The sequence below is a fragment of the Streptosporangium sp. NPDC006013 genome (genome assembly GCF_040614275.1).
GTDB lineage: Bacteria > Actinomycetota > Actinomycetes > Streptosporangiales > Streptosporangiaceae > Streptosporangium.
This window is the reverse complement of sequence record NZ_JBEXUE010000171.1, coordinates 1-18,625: the sequence shown is the minus strand read 5'-3', so window position 1 is coordinate 18,625 and position 18,625 is coordinate 1. Positions and strand designations below refer to the sequence as shown.

Below are 18,625 nucleotides of genomic sequence, written 5' to 3'. Positions count from 1 at the left end.
TCTTGTGGATCGAGTCGACGGACGACCCGGAGAAGGACCCGCTCAGGCACTGGCAGAAGGTGGAGCGGGCCGGTACGCCACCACCCTCCCCGCCCTCATCGCCACCCTCTTCCTCTTCGGCCTCGTCAACGCCTCCCTCGACGTCTCCATGAACGCCCACGGCGTCGAAGTCGAACGCGCCTACGGCCGCCCCATCATGTCCTCCTTCCACGGCATGTTCAGCATCGGCGGACTCATCGGCGCAGGCATCGGCGGACTCTTCGCCTGGCTCGACCTCAGCGCCGCCGCCACCCTCACCGCCGTCGGTATCCCCCTCGCCCTCGTCTCCCTGTACGCCCGGCGCCACCTCCTCCCCGCCACCCCACCCCCGGCGGCCACCCACACCACCGCCCCACGCCGCGCCCCATGGACCAGCTGGATCATCCTCATGGGAGTCGTGGCCTTCGCCGGACTCGTCGGAGAGGGCGCCGCCAACGACTGGACCGCCGTCTACCTCTTCCAGAACCTCGGCGCCCCCCAGGCCGTCGCCGCCGCCGGATTCGCCGTCTTCTCCACCGCCATGACCATCGGCCGCTTCGCGGGAGACCACCTCGCCCAACGGTTCGGCCCGGTGCGCCTGGTCCGCTACTCCGGGCTCATCGCCGCCCTCGGCCTCGGCACCGCACTGCTCATCGGCCAGACCCTCGTCGCCTTCGTGGGATTCGCCCTGTTCGGCCTGGGCCTGGCCACCATCGTCCCGCAGGTCTTCTCCGCCGCGGGAAACCACGACCCGGCCCGTGCCGGGCAGGCCATCGCCCAGGTCGCCACCGTCGGTTACGCCGGGCTCGTCGCCGGCCCCGCCATCATCGGCGGCGCCGCCGAACTCATCGGCCTGCCCGCGGCCCTGGGGATTCCCGCCCTGCTCGCGGCCTTCATGGCGGCCTCCGCCGGAGCGCTACGCCGCCCGCAATCGTCATGATCGACAGACAGAAGACCTCTGTTCTTTGAAGGGCGTCTTTAGTCCGCTGTAAATGATCTTGAACTCGGACGGACGCCTTTACAATGTAGATTTATAAGAGGACGGCGTTCCGTCCCCGCTCGGCGAACCGTATGGCGCCCTCGACCATGGCGTGCACTTCGGAGGCCGAGCAGGTCAGCAGCCGGCTGTGGATGACCGTCGAGCCGGCGGTGTCGCAGGTTGCGCGGTTCCGGCAGCGGCTCCAGCGGGGTGAGCAGGATCGCGCCGCCCTTCTTGCGCTCGGCGATGCCCGTCACCGTTGCGCGGTCGCGCGGGCTTCACGCTTGGTGGATGGCGGCCAGGGCCGGCAGGCCGCCAAGGCCGCCGATCCAGGCCAGGCTGGTTGCGATGCCGATGAGCAGCAGGCAGGATCAGCGGTGTCGGGGCGTCGGCGTCGAGCGTGAAAAAAGGGATGCTTGCCGGCGGCAAGGAGTGCGGTGCCGAACAGGAGCGCGGGTTTGGCGAAATAGTGCTCAGCGACATCCCGCGCAGTGACACGTTACCCAGGCCAAAGGCATGATGCGGGACGACGGCGGGACCGGCCAGAAAGGCGGTGTCAATGTCCAGCGCGCAGCTGTACGACTCCATCGGAGCCACCTACACCGTGACCCGGCGCACCGAGCCACGGATCGCCGCAAAAGTCTGGGCTGCGCTCGGCGATGCGCGCACTGTACTGAATGTCGGGGCGGGCACCGGCTCCTACGAGCCCCCCGACCGCGACGTCACCGCGGTGGAACCATCGGCGGTCATGCGGGCCCAGCGCCCCGCAGACGCAGCGCCGTGCGTGGCCGCCGCCGCGGAGAGCCTCCCGTTCGAGGACCAGTCCTTCGACGCCGCGATGGCCTTTGCCACCATTCATCACTGGCAGGACCCGATCGCCGGCCTGCGCGAGATGCGGCGCGTTGCTCGCCGCGTGGTGGTGTTCACGCACGACACCAGTGACACCGGATGGCGTCATCGGTTCTGGCTTACTCGCGACTACCTGCCTGAGGTCACGGGCCTCCTGGTCGGCAGGCCTTCGCTGACCGAGCTGGCCCGCGCGATCGGAGCCCGGATGGAACCGGTGCTCATCCCGTGGGACTGCGCTGACGGCTTCTTCGAGGCCTACTGGCGCCGGCCCGAGGGATACCTGGACGAGAACGTCCGTCGCGGGGTATCGGTCTGGGCCAGAGTCGGACCGGACGCCGAGCAGCGCGCAGTGCACCGCCTCCGTAATGACCTCGCCTCAGGTCGGTGGGCCGAACGCAACCGAGACCTCGTCGATCTCGATGCAGCAGAGCTTGGCCTTCGCCTGCTGATCGCCTGAAGGAGCACCCCCCAGCAAAGCTTGAGGATCCCCGGGGCAGGAGGCTACTCAGCCATTGCCGTGGTCTTCTTCCAGGCCAACCGCATCCCCCTGACGCTCACCCCGGGCCAGGCGCAGCGCTACTCCTCGATCCCGATTCCCGGCTGCACCGAGGGGGAGGGCTGTTTCGACAGGGTGCGCATGCGCGGCCCGCTCGGCACCGACGGGCGCTACCCGGAGGTGGACACCGGCTCCAGCTTCATGATGGCCGTCGAGCTCACCCCCGACGGCCCCCGCACCCGCACCATCCTCACCTACTCCCTCTCCGCCAACCCCGCCTCGCCTCACCACACCGACCAGACGGTCTTGTTCTCGCGCGGCCAGTGGGTCACCGGACGCTTCACCGAAGCCGAGATCGCCGCCGACCCGCATCTGAGGACCACCACGGTGCGTGGGTGAGGTATACGACGTATAGCAACCGGAGTTGACTGGCATCGACTGGTCAGCTCCGACCTCCGGCATGGCCTGGCAGGTCGGGCGGGAGGCGAACTCGGTGGACCGGCGCAGGATCGCCTCGGTCGACGCGGTGCCCTGCTTGATCGCGGGTGACCTCCGCGTTGCTCCGGCTACGTGATCTCCGCACACGCGCTGCGGAACGCCACCACCGGCTACGGCGCCTGCTTCGGCCCCGAGGCGCTCAAGACCTTCCGCACGGCGGAGGCTGCCTGCGCCGGTGACGTACCCCGATGGACCCCGAGGCAGCCCCGGGGTCCATCAAGGGTCTTCAGCCCGTGGGCATGTCGCGCCGACTGAGACCGACCAGACCGACCGCGACGAGAACCGCCGCGGAGACGGTCATGACAACCAGCGGCAGGATCGCCATCTGCCCTCCGGGGAGCTGCGGCACGTGCTGGAAGACCGACAGGTTGATCACCCACTGGCCGAGCAGCAGCTCCTGGGCGGCCCAGCCGAGCACCATGGTGCCCAGCAGCACGGCGAACGTGCCCGCGACCAGGCGGGGCAGCAGGCCGAAGAGCGCGAAGGCGAGCCCGGTGAACACCCATATCGCGGGGAGTTGCACGAGCGCGGCGCCCAGGAGGCGGGGCAGCTCGCGCCCCACTGCGCCCGTGTTCAAACCGTGCGTCAGCCCGGCGACCGACCCGAACGCCAGCACCCCGAGCGCCGGTCCGAGCAGGGCGAAGGCGAGGTGGCTGCCCGCCCAGCGCAGCCGGTCCACCGGCGTGGCCAGCAGGGGCTCGGCCCGTCCGTCGCGCTCTTCGTTCCTGAGCAGCAGCGCCGCCTGCACCGCAAAGATCGAGCAGATCAGACCGAGCATGGTCATCATCGGCGCGACAAACTGGTCGACGAGCGTGCCGGGGCCGCCGAGGCGGGCGAGCACCTCCCGTGCGGTGGAACCACTGTTCTCCATCAGCGCGCCGAGGCTCTCCGATATGGCTCCGACCGCGAGCCCGACCAGGGCGAGCCCTGCGGTCCTGCTGACGAGCGGCCCCCGGTGCAGCCGCCAGGCCAGCGCCAGCGGACTGCGCAACCCAGGCGCGGCGTCGGCCGGCCCCGGGCGTGCCTGGAACATGCCGTTGCCGAGGTCGCGCCGCGCCGACAGCGACACGGCCAGCGCGGTGAGCGCGGCGAACCCGGCGACCACGAGCGCCAGGACCCACCAGCTCTCCCCGCTGTACGGCCGCAACTCCTCGGACCAGCCGAACGGCGACAACCACAGCACCCATGCGGGCCCGTCGCCGGACTGCACGCCGACGTCGCCGATGCCGCGCAGGGTGACCGCGACGCCCACAGCGGTGAGCCCGATCGCGCGCGCTCCCCCGGCGCCGGTCGTGAGCTGCGCGGCCACGGCGCCGATCCCGGCGAACAGCCAGCCGGCGACCGTGAACCCGAGCCCGAGCGCCAGCGAGCCGGCGACCGGCAGATCCTGGCCGATCAGCGTCAGCGCCGACAGCAGGCCCAGGACCAGGCTGGCCCCGCAGGTGACGATCAGGGCCGCGGCCAGGTCCGCGTGCCGGGAGACCGCGGTGGCACCGACCAGTTCGCGCCGCCCCGCCTCCTCTTCCGTACGCGTGTGCCGGATGACCGTGAGCAGGGCGAAGATCGCGACCAGGCAGGTGAGGACCCCCGAGCGCCAAGCGACCAGCTCGCCGAGGCTCGACCCCTTCAATGCGCCGTAGACGACGGTGAAGGCCCTGGTGTGGACGCTGGTCTCGTAGTAGTCCTCACGGGCCTCGGCCGTGGGGTACGCGCCGTTGAACGCGCCGACGAACACCACCGGGACCGTGACGCAGAAGACGGTCCACAGGGGCAGCAGCACCCGATCGCGCCGCAGCGCCAGGCGGATGAGCTTCCCCGCGCCGTCGAGCGCGTTCATCGGGCCGCCCCCGCGTGCTTGCTCCTGGTGCTCGCCTCCGAGCGGTCGTAGTGCCGCAGGAACAGCTCCTCCAGCGTCGGCGGCCGGCTGACCAGGCTGCGCACGCCCATCTCGGTGAGGCGGCGCAGCGCCGCGTCCAGCGCGGTGGCGTCGACGCTGAAGCGCACCAGCCTGCCGTCGGTACGGAGGCCGTACACGCCAGGCAGGCCGGCCAGCCTGTCCGGCGGGCTCGCCAGCTCGGCCTCGACGAACGTATGGGTGAGGTGGCGCAGCTCGGCCAAGGTGCCGCTCTCCACGGTGCGGCCGTCGCGGACGATGGTGACACGGTCGCAGAGCGCCTCGACCTCGGACAGGATGTGGCTGGACAGCAGCACGGTACGGTCGCCAGAGCGCTGCACCTCCTGGACGGTCTCCCTGAACACCGCCTCCATCAGCGGATCCAGGCCGGAGGTCGGCTCGTCGAGGATGAGCAGTTCGGCGCCGGAGGCGAGCGCGGCGACCAGCGCCACCTTCTGGCGGTTGCCCTTGGAGTAGGTGCGGCCTTTCTTACGCGGATCGAGATCGAAGCGCTCGATCAGCTCCTCCCTGCGCCCCCGGTCAAGGCCCCCGCGCAGCCGGCCGATCAGGTCGATGGCCTCCCCGCCTGACAGGTTGGGCCACAGGGTGACGTCGCCAGGCACGTACGCCAGGCGGCGGTGCAGCTCGCTGGCCTGCGCCCAAGGGTCTCCGCCGAGCAGCCGGGCGGTGCCCGTGTCGGCGCGCATCAGGCCCAGCAAGATCCGGATCGTGGTGCTCTTGCCCGCGCCGTTCGGTCCCAGGAACCCGTGTACCTCGCCGGTCCTGACGACGAGGTCGAGGCCGTCCAGTGCCCGAGTCGGGCCGAACGACTTGACCAATCCTGCCACGGTGATGGCATCGATCTCAGCCATGGTTGGCGTCCTCGCATTGTGAAATGGGGTTGGTGAAATGGGCTCGCCACCGTGTCGAGGGCGCGGTCGATCGCGGCGCCCTCCGCGAGGGAGCATGGATGTGGAGATCAATGGGGAGTTAGAAGCGGTAGACGAAGACCGCGTTGCCCATCCTGGACAGCGACGCGCTCACCGCGGTCACAGGTGCCGCCGGGCGGCGAGGACCTTGGGGAAATCGATGTCGTACCAGTCGGCGGTGGGCGGCGGGGTGATGCGGAGCACCCGGCTGTCCAGGCCGGCGCCGAGGTCCAGGCCGACCGCGTCGGGGTGGCGGGCCAAGAACCGCTGGGCGATCTCGTCCAGTTTCCTGGCCCGGTGCGCGATGTTGATCGCGGAGCTCGGGGAGATGTGGAGCTTCCGGTAGTCGTAATCAGTCTTCCGCACGATCTCGTCGGCCAGCGCGTCGCCCAAGATCGGGTTGGGCAGGCGGTTATCCAGCGCCCTGCCGCACAGCGTCAACCACAGCGTGGCCTGCAGCGGCGAGGGCCGGAACGGTGACGGGCATCGGTCATTCACCTCTTTTCTGCTGTGAGGCTTCCCACGCGGCCTCGGCGGCCTTCAGTGGCGTGTCGTTGGTGTACAGCCCGCGGGTGGTGAGTTCGAGCATCGGCGTCACCAGGCGGTGCAGCACCTCGGGACCGAAGCTCTCGTAGCCGAGCGAACGCGTCAGAGGCGGTGCCATGGTGAGCAGGGCCACGCTCATCGCCACCTGCCACACCGCCATCGCCCTGATGTCCTTGGACGGGTGCATGGTCCCGTCGGCCACCCCTGCCCTGAGCACGGCTTCGGCCTCGGCCACCAGGGTGTCCACGAATGTGGTCGCCGCCGGTGAGTCCTCTTCCATCGCGCGTGCCATGTACTGGACGTGCAGCACGTACTCCTCGGGATCGGCAAGGTATTCGCGGAGCAGGTCCTGCATGCCCTCGGGGCGGGCGTCGTGCGTGTGCTGGACGAGGTTGCGCAGGACGTACTCGTCGCAAACCCCGCGCAACCCCTCCTTGCTGCCGAAGTGGTGGATGACCAGGGCAGCGCTGACACCTGCCGCCGCGGCGATCGCGCGCAGGTTCGTCTTCTGGAAACCGTCGCGGGCGAACAGGGCTATGGCGGCGTTACGGATCTTGGCCTGGGCGGTCAGGTCCGACGAGGACGGCCGACGAGCTGAACACATAGTCATTATACTAAACACGCATTCAGCCTTACGGCAAGGGGAAGGGATGGCCACTATGCGAGCAGTGGGCGTCCAGAGTCTCCAGATCTTCTGGGCTTTCGGCCATGCGGGTGATCGAGGCCACGTCGGTGTCGTCGCGTGCGGCGTCCTGAGGTATCTCGGCCAGGAGCCCCGGCACGTCCAGGTCGTCGTAGCGGATGACAGGTTCGCGTGGGGTGGTGAGGCGGAGGGCGGTGCGGGCTTGCCGCCAGGATCGGCCGGGGCTTTCGGCGGCGCCGATGCCCGCGCGTACACCCGCTGGAATTCGGGCCGGGTCCACGGTGGCGGCCAGGATGACGCCCACGTCGGCGAGCGGTGCCGCCTTCACCGGGCAGACCAGGCCGCCGACCCGGTCGAGCGGAAGCCTCGACCGTACGGCGACGACACGGATCGGCAGGTCGTCGGTGAATCCCAGGAGCCGAGGTGCCCGGGCTCTGGCCGCGTCGTCGCCGCCGGAGCCGATTGCCGGTTCGACGGCAGGTCTAGGTCGGAGCGGCACCGTCAGCGAAGTGCAGCAGAACCATCTCGACCAGTGCGGCGACGTCGGCGTCGACCATCGGCTCGCCGGTCATGCCCATCCGGTGGAGCAGGGTTCCGACGACGACGTCGATGAAGAACAGGACCCGGCTCTCCGGCTCGCCGAGCGCGTCCTGGAGCGCGAGCCGGTACGGGTCCTGAAACTGCGCGGACAGGACCTCGCGCAGGGCCGGATCGCTGACGGCGTCACTGAACACGCCTGCGAAAGCGTCGCCTACCCCGGGCTCGCCGACCTTCGCCGCGATCCAGCGGATGGCCGATGACATGAGCTCGGCTCGATCGGCGCCCTCCAGCGGCACCGGGCCGAACGCGTCAAGGAGGCAGTCCACGATCAGCGCACCCTTCGACGGCCAGCGACGATAGATCGTCGTCTTCGCGATGCCGGCTGCGGCGGCGATGCGGTCGACAGTGGCACGTGCGTAGCCGAGCTCGTGGACCGTGCTCAGTGTTGCGGCGAAGACCACGGCGTTGACGCCGGAGCGCGGGCGACCGGGTGGTCTGGCAGATGTGGTCGCTCGGGTCATGCCCACACGATAACCTATTGCGCTACGATCGGTATCGATACTTATGGTAGCGAAACTATCTGGCCGAGGAGGAGACATGAGCGAGGTCACCGGTACGGAGCGGCCGCCGCTGGGCGTCCGGTTGCTGCACGCCCTGGGAAAGGAGCCGGACTGGCTGGCGATGACAGCCGAGGAACTGGTCGCCTTGCGCGACGCGGTGAACCGCAAGCGGGCATCCCGTCTGGCGCGGTTGATCAGCGGGTTTCCGGACCGTGGCGTCGCGATCCAGTGGCAACAGGTGGCGCTGCCCGGCCGCGGGCTCCGGGTCCGGGTGTACCGGCCCTCGCCCGGGCGCGGCGGCGAAGGCGGCGACCGGGCCGGCCTGCCGCTCGTGATCCACGTGCACGGAGGCGGGTTCGTGGGCACGGCGGTGCAGAGCGACTGGGTGAACAGCCACCTCGCCGCGCGGCTGCCCGCGGTCGTCGTCTCGGTCGAGCACCGCCTCCTCGACCCGGAGACTCCGCTGTCGGCGGCCGTCGACGACGGCTGGGACGTGCTCCGGCACGTGGTGCAGCACGCCGCGCAGTGGGGAGTCGACCCGGCGCGGACCGCCGTCTTCGGCGAGAGCACCGGCTCGATGGTCACCGCCCTGGCCGCGATCCGGGCCGGGGAGTCCGGCCTGCTCCTGCGGGCGCAGGTGCTGGTCAACCCCGCTGTCGACCTGACCTCGACGGGGTTCGACCACGCCTCGATCAGCCGACACGCTCACAGCCCGACCCTCACCGTGACGCAGATGCGGCTGTTCCAGCGGCTCGCCGTTCCGCCGGGAACCGATCCTCGTGCGCTGTCGCCGCTGTATGCCGACGACCTGAGCGGGCTGGCCCCAGCGCTCGTGGTGGTGCCGACCATTGATCCGGTGGCCGATCACGGCCGCTGTTACGCCGAACGACTGCGGGCGGCCGGGACGCCCGCGCGGCTCACCGAATATCCCGGAGCGACGCACGCGTTCCTCAGCATGCCGGGCGTGGTGCCGCACGCGAAGGCCGCGCGGGCGGAGATCGTCGAGTTCCTCCGAGGGGCCCTCGCCGGGTGACGGGTCCCGGCCTGCCGGTTTGTGTTCCACACAGTCGGTGGGCCGCCCCGGGAATACGACCATCGGCTCCACCACGGGCCTGGTCGCGACGAGATCGACGAAGACGGGAGAGCGATGACAATCACCGACCTTGCCGAGGCGAGGGGACGGTCCGCACCACCATCAGCTGCCGATTCCGCGGCGGGGCAGAGCCTGGCAGGGCTGCTGCGCCCTCATCTCGGGAGCTTCGCCGCCGTTGTGGTCCTGCAGGTGATTGGCGCTGTCGCGGGTCTGGCGCCGCTGCTGGCGGTCGTCGAATTGGGTCGTACGCTGTTGTCACCCGGCCCGATCGATCACGGTCATGTCTGGTTCGTCGTGATCGCGGGTGCGGTCGGCTTGTTCGTCCGACTGCTGTTCACGGCCGCGTCGTCCGGACTCGGACATGTTCTCGACGGCCAGGTGCAACTGTCGTTCCGCCGGCAACTGGCCGCACGGCTGGGACGCGTACCGATCGAATTCTCGAGCTGCCACGCGGATACGACACGGTGATCGGTGAAGACGCCGGACTGTCGGGTGGCGAGGCACAGCGGATCTCGCTCGCCCGCGCCCTGCTCACCGACGCGCCCGTTCTCGTGCTCGACGAGGCGACCGCCTTCGCCGACCCGCAGACCGAACAGGCGGTGCGCCGAGCCCTGGCGACGCTGGAGGGCGATCGGACGATCCTGGTCATCGCCCATCGCCTGGAGACGATCGCCGACGCCGACACCGTCGTGATGCTGGAGAACGGGTCGATCGTCGAGCGCGGCAAGCCCGCCGAACTGCTGGCACAGGACGGAAAGTTCGCCGCGTTCTGGCTGTCCCAACGATCGGCGGTCGCCGACGAGCTCGAGACCCACGGTGGCGTACTGCAAGGAGACGAGCCCCGATGATTCGAATGCTGCTGCGCGTGCTGGGACACGAGTACGCCCAGCCGGTGCGTCGCACCGTGGCCCTGATGACGACGACCGCGGTGGTCGAGGGTTTGTCCTACGCCCTGCTGGTTCCAGTGCTGCGGTCACTGTTCGGGAGCACCCCCGGAGATGCCTGGCCCTGGCTGATCGCGTTGGGGGCCGCGGTCGCGGTCTACGCGGTGCTGCGCTATGTCAGCGATCTGTCCGGTTTCCGCGTCGGGACCACGCTGTTGCTCGGTATGTATCACCGTCTCGGCGATCATCTGGCTCGATTGCCCATCGGCTGGTACAGCGCAGGCCGCGTCGGGGAGGTGTCCGTCCTGGCCAGCCGCGGCGTCCTGCAGGGGATGAGCGTGATCGCGCATCTGCTGGCACCGTTCATCTCCGCCTGTGTGACTCCCCTGACGATCGTTGTCGTGATGCTTGCCTTCAATGGGCACATGGGGCTGGCCGCGTTGGTCGCCGTACCGGTCGTGGCGGCGATCCAGATCTGGACGGGACGCTCGATGGCCGCCACCGATGCGGAGCGCGCCGAACGCGACCATGAGGCCACCGCGCGAGTCATCGAATATCTCCAGGCCCAGCCGGTGCTGCGAGCCGGCGGCCGGACCGTCGAACGCTTCCGGTCGCTCGACGACTCGCTGCGGGAGGTCCAGCGCGCGTCCCGCCGTTCCACGCTGTCGGCGCTGCCCGGCGTGCTGGGCTTGACGCTCACGGTGCAGGCGATGTTCACCGTGTTGCTGGTCCTGGGCGCCTACCTCGCGCTCGGCGGGAATGTCGGTGCGGCAGAGATTTTGACGATCCTGGTGCTGGCCGCCCGCTGCGCGGATCCGCTGCTGTCGCTGGCGGATATCGGTGGCAAGCTCCGCGGCGCACGTTCCGAGTTGGCGAGACTCGACACGGTGTTGCGCACCGAGCCGCTGCCGGAGGCTTCCGAACCGATCCAGCCGGAACGCCATGGCCTGAAGTTCGACTCCGTCGCCTTCCAGCACGGCGACCGCACGGTGATCGACGACGTCTCGTTGTCCGTGCCGGAGGGACAGCGGCTTGCCATTGTCGGACCGTCGGGTGCGGGTAAGAGCACATTGCTGCAGTTGCTGGCACGGTTCTACGACGTGGACGCGGGCGCGGTGCGCGTGGGGGGCGTGGACGTGCGCGCGATCAACACGGAGGTGTTGATGGCGCAGATCGCCATCGTCTTCCAGGACGTCTATCTCTTCGACGGCACGATCGAGGAGAACGTGCGTCTCGGCCGTCCCGACGCAGGCGTTGCCGAGGTGCGGGCGGCGGCGACCGCGGCGCGGTTGGACGAGGTGATCGAGCGACTGCCCGGCGGATGGGCGACGAATGTCGGCGAGGGTGGCGCACTGCTGTCGGGTGGTGAGCGCCAGCGTGTCTCGATCGCGCGAGCGCTGCTGAAGAACGCGCCCATCGTGCTGCTGGACGAGGTGACCTCCGCACTGGACCCGGTGAACGAGGCGGCGGTCCACGAAGGAATCGAGCGCCTGATGGCGGGCCGGACGGTGGTGATGGTGGCGCATCGGCTGCGGACCGTCCGACGCGCCGATCGCATCGTCTTTCTGGACGGCGGCCGGATCGTGGAGGAAGGCAGCCACGACGAGTTGCTGCGCCGCAGTGGCCGCTACGCCGATTTCTGGAATACGTCCCTGACACCGGCAGCGCGTGAATGAGGGTGCCCAGGACGCAGCGCGCACCCGTCGGCCTAGTTTCGATGAAATGCCTTTACTGCCAGCACGGATGGGACGAGGTGTTCGCGCGGCTCGTACACCCGATCGATACTCAGCTCGGCGTCGATGAACGCGTTGATCAAGTCGGGCAGCGGCACGTGGCTCATCCCCACCCGGTCCCGGACCCCGCCTTCACGCCACCACGGCGAGCGCTTATGCCGGCCCTTGATCCGGTAGGTGGGATGGATGACCACCGCTCCGTCCTGACGGAGCTCGACATGCGGGCCGTTGAAGCAGGGATGCACGCCGTAGAACAACAGCAAACCACCCGGAAGCAGCACGCGAGCCGCCTCCTTCAGCAGTCCGGCGAAGTCCCCGATATCGGTAGAGACCCACAGCGCGGTGACGGTGTCGAAGGTGTCCGCGGCGAACGGGAGCATCGTCGCGTCGCTCTGGAGGAGCGGAGCGCGGTCCCTGTGGCGGGCCAGACGCAACTGGTCGGCTGAACGGTCGAGACCGACGACGGTCCGGCCGGTCGATCGGATGGTGTCGAGGTACAGGCCAGTGCCGCAGCCGACGTCCAAGCATAGGCCTTCTCCAGGACCGAGAAGATCGACTATCCAGTCGACGTTGGCGGCGGCACCGGGCCCGATGTAGTCGTCGTACCACTCGGCATGGCCTTCGTAGCGCGCGGTCATGATTCATTCATACACGGAGAATCCAGCCGTTCATGGGCTCTCAGCTCGAACCTCCCCCCTCCCGTGCCCGCCGGTCGGACGCCGGCTGTCCGCTGGGTCTCCCGCCCGCGAAGGTCTTGCCAGCGGGGTGGCTGTCCTGTCTCTTCGTACCTGCGGTGCCTCAAGTCGGATGAGAAGGCCAACCGGGCTCCCGTCCCACTGATCATGAGGCAAATCCTTGTTTCTTCCGGCGGGATCCGCGTGGCCGTCTTCGAACATGGAGAGGGAGGCCTGGCTGGGAGTGGCGGCGAGGTGATCATGCAGGGTGGCGTGGCGGAATCGGTAGATCGGTCCGACGCTACGCAAGTGCACGTTGCCGTTCGGGACTGATGACACATTGCTCTGTTCGTGGCCTCGCCGACGGTGAGGGGTGGACCTTGCCCTTGGGTGAAGGCGCAGCATCGTGGTGCCGGTCGTCCTGGCCGGTGCGAGGAGGGTTGGGTGTGGGGCTACTGACGATCGGGGTGTTCGCCCGGGCTACGCGATTGTCGCCGAAGGCGTTACGGCTGTACGACGAGCTCGGATTGCTCCGGCCGGCTGCAGTGGACGGGGAGTCGGGATACCGCTTCTACGATCCGACGCAGTTAGAGCGGGCCCGGTTGATCGCGTGGTTGCGGCGGCTGGGCATGCCGCTGGCCCGCATCCGCCAGGTATGCGACCTGGAGCCGCATGCGGCGGCCGAGCAGGTCGCCGACTATTGGGCACAGGTCATGGCAGACACCGCTGTACGCGAACAACTCGCCACCTTCCTCGTCGACTACCTGTCAGGAAGGGGTGGCGCTGTGGAAGACGCAGAAACCATGATCGGGATCCGCTACGCGGCACGGTCGGAGTCGGGGCTGGTTCGCACGAGCAATGAGGACGTCGCCTACGCCGGCGCTCGGTTGCTGGCGGTGGCCGATGGAATGCGCGGGCCGGGTGGGAATCTCGCAAGCGTGGCGGCCATCGACGCGCTCAAGCCGTTGGAGACGAAGGCCGTACCCGCCGGTGACCTTCTCGGCGCGCTCGCCGATGCGGTTGGTCAGGCCGACCGGGCGATTCGCGGCATTGCCGAGTCGGCACTGTCCGGTGAGGCGGTCACGACGCTGACCGCGATGCTGTGGTCTGGCTCCCAGCTGGCGCTGGTGCACATCGGTGACACGCGAGCGTATCTGTTGCGCGACGGTGAGATCTTCCAGATCACCCACGACCACACCTACGTGCAGTCGCTGGTCGACGAAGGCCGCCTCAGCCCGGAGGAGGCCGTCTCGCATCCGCAACGCTCGTTGCTGGTCCGTGCACTCACGGGCACAGGCAGGTCCCAGCCTGACCTGTCGCTGCATACGGCCGTGGCCGGCGACCGCTACTTGCTGTGCTCCGACGGACTGGCCACCGTCGTTGCGACAGAGTCACTGCGCGGCGTACTGAGCGGCACGGGCGCCCCTGAGCAGGTCCTCGATGAGCTGGTCAGGCTGGCATACGACGCGGGCGCCCCGGACAACGTCGCTTGCGTGGTGGCTGATGTGGTGACGCTGTGAGTGGAAGGTGAGCGCGTCGGCTGTACGCTCTTTGGGCGCGTACACGCTCGACCGGCGTCCCCTGGCGATCCCCGCCTACCGGCGGTTGTGGGTCGCCTCGGCCACCTGCGCGGTCGGTGGCTCGTTCAGCGTGGTCACGGTGCCGACGCAGCTGTTCACCTTGACCGGCTCGTCCGCGACCGTCGGCGCCGCGGCCGCAGTGTCGTTCGGTGCTTTGGTGATCGCGTCGCTGTGGGTCGGAACCCTCGCCGACCTCATGGACCGGCGACGTCTGCTGCTGGCCGCTCACTGTGGCCTTGCGCTGACCTACGCGGCGCTGTGGGCTCAGACCGCCCTGGGAGGTCGCTCTGTCGCCGTCCTGTTGGCGTTGGTGGCATGCCAGGGACTGACCTTCGGGGCGATCATGGTGACGATGGGTGCAGCGGTGCCCCGCCTCGTACCCGTCGGCCTGCTGCCCGCGGCGAACGGTCTCAGTTCGCTCGTCCGCTACACCGGGTCGATCATGGGCCCGTTACTGGCAGGCGTGCTGATTCCGGTGGTCGGGCTCGGCACGCTTTACCTGTTCGACGCCGTTGCGCTGCTGGCCGTCGTGTGGGCGGTGACCAAGTTGCCGCCGATCCTGCCCAGCCCTCCCCCGGTGTCACGTGACGGATTGCCCGGTGGGATATCAAAAGCACCAACGGACGATGCGCCGGCACAGCGTGACCGGCATCGGTCCACGCTTGGACAGGTGCTCGCCGGGTTCCGCTACCTGCTTGCCGGCCGGGTGCTCGTAGCCGTGCTGGCAGTAGATCTTGCTGCGATGGTCTTCGGGATGCCGGTAGCGCTTTTTCCTGAGCTGGCGCAACGCACCTACGGCGGGCCCGCGGGAGGAGGCCTGGAGCTGGGCCTGCTTTACGCCGCCTACCCGGCCGGTGTCTTCGCGGCCGGGCTGATGTCGGGAAGGTTCACGTGCGCCCATCGCCACGGTGCCCTGATGGCATCGGCTGCCGCCGTCTGGGGAGTAACCGTCGTGGTCCTTGGCTTGGCTCCGCGGCTCTGGCTCGCGCTGGCGGCGCTCATGTTCGGCGGTGCGGCGAACTTCGTGCTCAGTACCTTCCGCAACGCCATCTCACAGGCGTATACCGACGACGCCATGCGCGGCCGGATTCAAGGGTCACTCACCGTCGTCCTCATCGGGGGCCCGCAGATCGCCAACCTGCTGCACGGGACCGCCGCGGTGGTATACGGCCCTCAGGTGACGATCTGCGTTGGCGGACTGCTCACCGTGATGACCGTCGCCATGATCGTGTGGATGGCACCTCAGCTGTGGCACTACGCCGCCCCAAGAACAGAGGATGTTGTCAGCGGGTGAGCACCGGGCCGGGTACCGCTGAACGTCAGACCGCAGGCGGCGACCATCTCGCCCGCAGTGAGGACGAGGTCCTGGTCGCCGAGCAACAGGCGTAGTCGTCCGTTGAGGACGTACAGCCAGTGGTATCCCTCGTGCGAGCAAGGATCGGGTTCCAGATCGTTCGGACCGGCCGGAAGGATCTGGTGAAGATCGGCGCATCAGGGGCGAAGTAGCCGGAGGCAGGGCATCGGGTCATTGGTTTCGGGTCTGGTAGGCCTCTCGGCTGGTCTCGATGTGCGGGACGTGCTCGATGGCCCAGCCGGCGAGGGCCAATGCGGGTGGAATGAGGCTCTTACCGGTGGGGGTCAGTGCGTATTCGACCCGTGGCGGGACCTCGGCGTGCACCGTCCGGGAGACCAGGCCGTCGCGTTCGAGGTTCCGGAGCGTCAGGGTCAGCATGCGCTGGGAGATCCCGGGGATCTGCTGCTGCAGGCCGGTGAAGCGCAGGCTTCCCTGATCGAGGGTCGCCACGATCAGCAGCGTCCACTTGTTGCAGATGCGGTCGAGGATGGCGCGGATCGTCCGTCCGCCATCTCCTCGGATCATGCAGGTGTGCTCGTACTCCGACATGACAGCCCTCTGTGTGTAACGCACATGCATGTGCCTTTTGTAAGGCTTTCAATAGTGACGCATCATGAGGCTACTTACGACTGGTAACCATCGTGGCCGGCGCCGCGTCCCTAGCCCCCGAGGTGTCCTTCATGGAGATTTCCTACTGGATCGTCGCGGTACTCCTGGCCGTCTTCTACCTCTACGCCGGCGGCAAGAAGATCACCCAAAGCCAGGAGCAGCTCCAGCCGATGATGGGCTGGGTCGACACCGTTCCCATGCCGCTCGTCCGCTTGATCGGAATCCTGGAAGTCCTCGGCGCGGCCGGCCTGATCCTGCCGCCGCCGACCGGGATCGCGCCCTGGCTCGCCATCGCCGCGGCGATCGGCCTCGTCCTGATCCAGATAGGCGGCATCGCGGTCCACCTGAGCCGCAGCGAGGTCCGGCAGATCGGACTCAACATCGCCCTCCTGGCAGCCGCCGCGGCAACCGCCTGGCTCGGCACCATCTGGCTCTGAACCCTCTGCCCAGCGTCGTCTGCCCTCGCTTCGCTCCGGGGCGCTCCATTACCAGTGGTCGTGGACAGGTATGTCAGGCGGCGGCGCGGTCGCCGGTGCGGCGGCGGCGCAGGTCGGCTTGCTCGAGTGCGGGTGGTACGTAGGCGATGTCGAGCGTGCCCGGGTTCACCCCGGGCGGGACCACCTTGTCGATCTGGTCGAGGGTGTCGTCGTCGAGGGTGGTGCCGGCGCCGGCGAGCAGGTCGTCGAGCTGCGCCATGGTGCGGGGGCCGATGATCGCCGAGGTGACCGCGGGATGGCTGATGACGAATGCCAGGGCCAGATGGGTGAGCGACAGACCGGCCTGCTCGGCGATCGGGACGAGTTCTTCGACGGCATCGTGGTTGCGCTTGTCGGTCATGTGCTTCGGCACCCAGTGCATGCGGGCGCTCGAGACCTGTTCGTTGCCGTCCTTGCGGAAGCGGCCGGTGAGCAGGCCCGAGGCCAGCGGGCTCCAGACCAGCGTGCCCAGCCCGTAACGCTCGCAGACCGGGAGGACATCGCGCTCGATACCGCGGTTCAGGATCGAGTACGGCGGCTGTTCGGTGCGGAAGCGGGCCAGCCCGCGCCGTTCGGAAGCCCATTGGGCCTCGACGATCTCCGCGGCCGGCAGGCTGGAATGGCCGATCGCGCGTACCTTACCCGCCTGCATCAGGTCGGTCAGGGCGGCGAGGGTTTCCTCGATATCGGTGCCGGGCTCGGGGTGGTGGACCTGGTAGAGGTCGATGTGGTCGACGCCGAGACGCCGCAGCGAGTTCTCGACCGCGGTGACGATCCAGCGGCGGGAGTTGCCGCGCTGGTTGGGGTCGGTGCCCATGGGGCCGTTGAACTTGGTGGCGAGCACCACGTCGTCGCGTCGGCCGCGCAGCGCCTTGCCCACGATCCGTTCGGTTTCGCCGTCACCGCCGTAGACGTCGGCGGTGTCGATGAAGTTGATGCCGGCGTCGAGGGCCCGGTGGATGATGGTGACGCAGTCGTCGGGGTCGGGGTTGCCGAACGGGCCGAACATCATGGTGCCGAGGCAGTAGGGACTGACCTTGATGCCGGTACGGCCGAGGGGGCGAGTGCGCATGATCTGTTCCTTCGAAAGGCGGAGGGCCGGGTGGTCCGAGGCGGCCCGGGAAGGCCGCCTCGGACCGGATGAGTGCGTTGGTGGTCAGCCGGCGTACGGGGCGGCGACGTCGAGGATCCAGGTGACGCCGAAGCGGTCGGTCAGCATCCCGAAGCCCGGGGCCCACTGCGACGGGCCGTACTTCTCGATGAGGTCGGCGCCGTCGGTGAGCTTGTCCCACAGCGCGCCGACTTCCTCGGTGCTTTCGCCGCGGACGGACACGAAGAACCGCTCGCCGGTCAGCGTCATGCCGTGCTCGCGAGTGGTGGCGGCGGGCGCGGTGGCGGCCGGTGCCTGGCTGGGCACGTCGTAAGCCATGATGCTGAAGCCGTTGTCGGCCGTGACCTGGCCGAAGACGATCTTTTCGGCGTCGGGCAGTTCCTTCGGCATGCCGAAGTCGCCGTACGCGATGGTGGTGAGGTGGCCGCCGAACACGGTCTGGTAGAACTCCAGCGCCGCGCGGGCGTCGCCGCGGAAGTTCAGGTGGGTGGTGGTGGAGATGGCCATGCTGGTGACTCCTTATTGATTTTCCGGGCGCGGTACGCCCGGTATGGGCTGGTAAGTCTCGTTAGAGAGAGCCAGGGAAGGGGGTGTCGGACGGCCGAATCGGCGAGTCCCCACCGTGCTGCTGGTCTCAGATGGCCAGCAGAATGGCGCTGACGATCAGGCTGCCGACGATGTTGTAGCTGCCGGAGATCGCCGCGTAGAGCAGCGGTCGCGGGAAGTTGGGGTTGATGGCGATGGTGACGGTGTTAAAGGGGGGCCGTCCGGGTCGCGGTGGCTGACCGGCTCGAGACGAAGATTCGCAGGGGTAGGTGACAGGATGTGGCACCTACTTCGGGCAGAATCAGGTTCATGCCGAAAACCTCTGCCCGACTGCTGGCCCTGCTGTCGCTGCTGCAGACCCGCCGGGACTGGCCCGGCACGGTGCTGGCCGATCGCCTGGACATCAGCCTGCGCACCGTGCGCCGCGACGTCGACCGGCTCCGCGAACTCGGCTACCCCATCGCCGCCGTCAAAGGCCCTGACGGCGGCTACCGGCTCAGCGCCGGCACCGAACTACCCCCGCTGCTGTTCGACGACGAACAGGCCGTCGCCCTCACCATCGCCCTGCAGATCGCCGCCACCAACCCCGGCAACGGCCTCGCCGAACCCGCCG

General features: G+C 68.7%; 24 protein-coding genes and 1 pseudogene. 13 read left to right on the top strand and 12 right to left on the bottom strand.

The features are described 5' to 3' along the window. The 5 genes from ABZ260_RS24875 to ABZ260_RS24855 all read left to right on the top strand — a co-directional run. A partial coding sequence (locus ABZ260_RS24875; RefSeq protein ID WP_355622022.1) for an MFS transporter occupies nt 1–958 on the top strand: 958 nt, incomplete at its 5' end. A gap of 131 nt (nt 959–1,089) precedes the next feature. Continuing rightward, nucleotides 1,090–1,401, top strand: a complete 312-nt coding sequence (locus ABZ260_RS24870; protein WP_355622019.1) for a hypothetical protein — start codon at nt 1,090–1,092, stop codon at nt 1,399–1,401. Nucleotides 1,402–1,556: 155 nt separating this feature from the next. Next, nucleotides 1,557–2,303: a class I SAM-dependent methyltransferase gene (locus ABZ260_RS24865; RefSeq protein ID WP_355622016.1), complete on the top strand. Its 747-nt coding sequence runs from the start codon at nt 1,557–1,559 to the stop codon at nt 2,301–2,303. Between the two features lie 60 nt (nt 2,304–2,363). Continuing rightward, nucleotides 2,364–2,741, top strand: a complete 378-nt coding sequence (locus tag ABZ260_RS24860; RefSeq protein ID WP_355622013.1) for a penicillin acylase family protein — start codon at nt 2,364–2,366, stop codon at nt 2,739–2,741. Between the two features lie 25 nt (nt 2,742–2,766). Continuing rightward, complete coding sequence (locus tag ABZ260_RS24855; protein WP_355622010.1) at nt 2,767–2,916, top strand: hypothetical protein; 150 nt, start codon at nt 2,767–2,769, stop codon at nt 2,914–2,916. Between the two features lie 150 nt (nt 2,917–3,066). Here the strand turns inward: ABZ260_RS24855 and ABZ260_RS24850 are convergent, their stop codons facing one another. The 6 genes from ABZ260_RS24850 to ABZ260_RS24825 all read right to left on the bottom strand — a co-directional run bounded on the left by ABZ260_RS24850 (nt 3,067) and on the right by ABZ260_RS24825 (nt 7,913). Continuing rightward, a complete protein-coding gene (locus ABZ260_RS24850) occupies nt 3,067–4,677 on the bottom strand; it encodes an ABC transporter permease (protein ID WP_355622007.1) in 1,611 nt (536 codons plus the stop codon). Then, nucleotides 4,674–5,606 carry an ABC transporter ATP-binding protein gene (locus ABZ260_RS24845; RefSeq protein ID WP_355622004.1) on the bottom strand — a complete coding sequence of 311 codons (933 nt, stop codon included), beginning with the start codon at nt 5,604–5,606 and terminating at the stop codon, nt 4,674–4,676. The genes ABZ260_RS24850 and ABZ260_RS24845 overlap by 4 nt, the downstream gene beginning before the upstream one ends. A gap of 177 nt (nt 5,607–5,783) precedes the next feature. Further along, nucleotides 5,784–6,161 (bottom strand): class I SAM-dependent methyltransferase, encoded by a 378-nt coding sequence (locus ABZ260_RS24840; RefSeq protein ID WP_355622001.1) that lies wholly within the window; start codon nt 6,159–6,161, stop codon nt 5,784–5,786. Next, nucleotides 6,154–6,813, bottom strand: coding sequence for a TetR family transcriptional regulator (locus ABZ260_RS24835; RefSeq protein ID WP_355621998.1), 660 nt, complete (start codon nt 6,811–6,813; stop codon nt 6,154–6,156). Before ABZ260_RS24835 ends, ABZ260_RS24840 begins: the two co-directional genes overlap by 8 nt. A 28-nt stretch (nt 6,814–6,841) precedes the next feature. After that, nucleotides 6,842–7,351: a hypothetical protein gene (locus ABZ260_RS24830; protein ID WP_355621995.1), complete on the bottom strand. Its 510-nt coding sequence runs from the start codon at nt 7,349–7,351 to the stop codon at nt 6,842–6,844. After that, on the bottom strand, nt 7,335–7,913 hold the full coding sequence (locus ABZ260_RS24825; protein WP_355621992.1) for a TetR/AcrR family transcriptional regulator: 579 nt from the start codon (nt 7,911–7,913) through the stop codon (nt 7,335–7,337). The genes ABZ260_RS24830 and ABZ260_RS24825 overlap by 17 nt, the downstream gene beginning before the upstream one ends. A gap of 76 nt (nt 7,914–7,989) precedes the next feature. On the opposite strand from ABZ260_RS24825, the gene ABZ260_RS24820 reads away from it, so the two are divergent. The 4 genes from ABZ260_RS24820 to ABZ260_RS24805 all read left to right on the top strand — a co-directional run bounded on the left by ABZ260_RS24820 (nt 7,990) and on the right by ABZ260_RS24805 (nt 11,605). Then, entirely contained in the window at nt 7,990–8,985 is a 996-nt protein-coding gene (locus ABZ260_RS24820; protein WP_355621989.1) for an alpha/beta hydrolase, read from the top strand. A 114-nt stretch (nt 8,986–9,099) separates the two neighbouring features. Beyond that, the gene (locus ABZ260_RS24815; protein ID WP_355621986.1) at nt 9,100–9,513 is read left to right on the top strand and encodes a hypothetical protein; all 414 of its coding nucleotides are present in this window, start codon (nt 9,100–9,102) and stop codon (nt 9,511–9,513) included. Further along, nucleotides 9,510–9,893, top strand: a complete 384-nt coding sequence (locus tag ABZ260_RS24810; RefSeq protein ID WP_355621983.1) for an ATP-binding cassette domain-containing protein — start codon at nt 9,510–9,512, stop codon at nt 9,891–9,893. The genes ABZ260_RS24815 and ABZ260_RS24810 overlap by 4 nt, the downstream gene beginning before the upstream one ends. Next, entirely contained in the window at nt 9,890–11,605 is a 1,716-nt protein-coding gene (locus tag ABZ260_RS24805; RefSeq protein ID WP_355621980.1) for an ABC transporter ATP-binding protein, read from the top strand. The genes ABZ260_RS24810 and ABZ260_RS24805 overlap by 4 nt, the downstream gene beginning before the upstream one ends. A gap of 32 nt (nt 11,606–11,637) precedes the next feature. On the opposite strand, the gene ABZ260_RS24800 is transcribed toward ABZ260_RS24805, so the two are convergent. Beyond that, the gene (locus tag ABZ260_RS24800) at nt 11,638–12,300 is read right to left on the bottom strand and encodes a class I SAM-dependent methyltransferase (RefSeq protein ID WP_355621977.1); all 663 of its coding nucleotides are present in this window, start codon (nt 12,298–12,300) and stop codon (nt 11,638–11,640) included. Nucleotides 12,301–12,782: 482 nt separating this feature from the next. Between ABZ260_RS24800 and ABZ260_RS24795 the strand changes: the two genes are divergently transcribed. Both ABZ260_RS24795 and ABZ260_RS24790 read left to right on the top strand, forming a co-directional pair. Continuing rightward, a complete protein-coding gene (locus ABZ260_RS24795; protein ID WP_355621974.1) occupies nt 12,783–13,856 on the top strand; it encodes a MerR family transcriptional regulator in 1,074 nt (357 codons plus the stop codon). A gap of 7 nt (nt 13,857–13,863) precedes the next feature. Further along, nucleotides 13,864–15,210 carry an MFS transporter gene (locus ABZ260_RS24790; RefSeq protein WP_355621971.1) on the top strand — a complete coding sequence of 449 codons (1,347 nt, stop codon included), beginning with the start codon at nt 13,864–13,866 and terminating at the stop codon, nt 15,208–15,210. Between the two features lie 44 nt (nt 15,211–15,254). On the opposite strand, the pseudogene ABZ260_RS24785 reads toward ABZ260_RS24790, so the two are convergent. Further along, nucleotides 15,255–15,389 (bottom strand): annotated as a pseudogene (locus tag ABZ260_RS24785) (XRE family transcriptional regulator); the annotation flags it as partial. A gap of 52 nt (nt 15,390–15,441) precedes the next feature. Continuing rightward, the gene (locus tag ABZ260_RS24780) at nt 15,442–15,819 is read right to left on the bottom strand and encodes a helix-turn-helix domain-containing protein (RefSeq protein WP_355621968.1); all 378 of its coding nucleotides are present in this window, start codon (nt 15,817–15,819) and stop codon (nt 15,442–15,444) included. A gap of 131 nt (nt 15,820–15,950) precedes the next feature. Between ABZ260_RS24780 and ABZ260_RS24775 the strand changes: the two genes are divergently transcribed. After that, nucleotides 15,951–16,316 carry a DoxX family protein gene (locus tag ABZ260_RS24775; protein ID WP_355622025.1) on the top strand — a complete coding sequence of 122 codons (366 nt, stop codon included), beginning with the start codon at nt 15,951–15,953 and terminating at the stop codon, nt 16,314–16,316. 73 nt (nt 16,317–16,389) lie between these two features. Here the strand turns inward: ABZ260_RS24775 and ABZ260_RS24770 are convergent, their stop codons facing one another. From ABZ260_RS24770 to ABZ260_RS24760, 3 genes are all read right to left on the bottom strand, one after another. Then, entirely contained in the window at nt 16,390–17,427 is a 1,038-nt protein-coding gene (locus ABZ260_RS24770) for an aldo/keto reductase (RefSeq protein ID WP_355621965.1), read from the bottom strand. A gap of 84 nt (nt 17,428–17,511) precedes the next feature. Further along, nucleotides 17,512–17,973 carry a VOC family protein gene (locus ABZ260_RS24765; protein WP_355621962.1) on the bottom strand — a complete coding sequence of 154 codons (462 nt, stop codon included), beginning with the start codon at nt 17,971–17,973 and terminating at the stop codon, nt 17,512–17,514. A 127-nt stretch (nt 17,974–18,100) separates the two neighbouring features. Continuing rightward, nucleotides 18,101–18,298 (bottom strand): hypothetical protein, encoded by a 198-nt coding sequence (locus ABZ260_RS24760; protein ID WP_355621959.1) that lies wholly within the window; start codon nt 18,296–18,298, stop codon nt 18,101–18,103. 23 nt (nt 18,299–18,321) lie between these two features. On the opposite strand from ABZ260_RS24760, the gene ABZ260_RS24755 reads away from it, so the two are divergent. Further along, nucleotides 18,322–18,625, top strand: a 304-nt coding sequence (locus ABZ260_RS24755) for an HTH domain-containing protein (protein WP_355621956.1), incomplete at its 3' end; no start/stop codon positions are given.

Bases quoted from the DNA above. Each gene is read 5' to 3' on its own strand.
- ABZ260_RS24870 (WP_355622019.1), top strand. From the start codon at position 1,090: ATGGCGCCCTCGACCATGGCGTGCACTTCGGAGGCCGAGCAGGTCAGC.
- ABZ260_RS24865 (WP_355622016.1), top strand. From the start codon at position 1,557: ATGTCCAGCGCGCAGCTGTACGACTCCATCGGAGCCACCTACACCGTG.
- ABZ260_RS24850 (WP_355622007.1), bottom strand. From the start codon at position 4,677: ATGAACGCGCTCGACGGCGCGGGGAAGCTCATCCGCCTGGCGCTGCGG.
- ABZ260_RS24845 (WP_355622004.1), bottom strand. From the start codon at position 5,606: ATGGCTGAGATCGATGCCATCACCGTGGCAGGATTGGTCAAGTCGTTC.
- ABZ260_RS24835 (WP_355621998.1), bottom strand. From the start codon at position 6,813: ATGTGTTCAGCTCGTCGGCCGTCCTCGTCGGACCTGACCGCCCAGGCC.
- ABZ260_RS24825 (WP_355621992.1), bottom strand. From the start codon at position 7,913: ATGACCCGAGCGACCACATCTGCCAGACCACCCGGTCGCCCGCGCTCC.
- ABZ260_RS24820 (WP_355621989.1), top strand. From the start codon at position 7,990: ATGAGCGAGGTCACCGGTACGGAGCGGCCGCCGCTGGGCGTCCGGTTG.
- ABZ260_RS24815 (WP_355621986.1), top strand. From the start codon at position 9,100: ATGACAATCACCGACCTTGCCGAGGCGAGGGGACGGTCCGCACCACCA.
- ABZ260_RS24805 (WP_355621980.1), top strand. From the start codon at position 9,890: ATGATTCGAATGCTGCTGCGCGTGCTGGGACACGAGTACGCCCAGCCG.
- ABZ260_RS24800 (WP_355621977.1), bottom strand. From the start codon at position 12,300: ATGACCGCGCGCTACGAAGGCCATGCCGAGTGGTACGACGACTACATC.
- ABZ260_RS24780 (WP_355621968.1), bottom strand. From the start codon at position 15,819: ATGTCGGAGTACGAGCACACCTGCATGATCCGAGGAGATGGCGGACGG.
- ABZ260_RS24775 (WP_355622025.1), top strand. From the start codon at position 15,951: ATGGAGATTTCCTACTGGATCGTCGCGGTACTCCTGGCCGTCTTCTAC.
- ABZ260_RS24770 (WP_355621965.1), bottom strand. From the start codon at position 17,427: ATGCGCACTCGCCCCCTCGGCCGTACCGGCATCAAGGTCAGTCCCTAC.
- ABZ260_RS24765 (WP_355621962.1), bottom strand. From the start codon at position 17,973: ATGGCCATCTCCACCACCACCCACCTGAACTTCCGCGGCGACGCCCGC.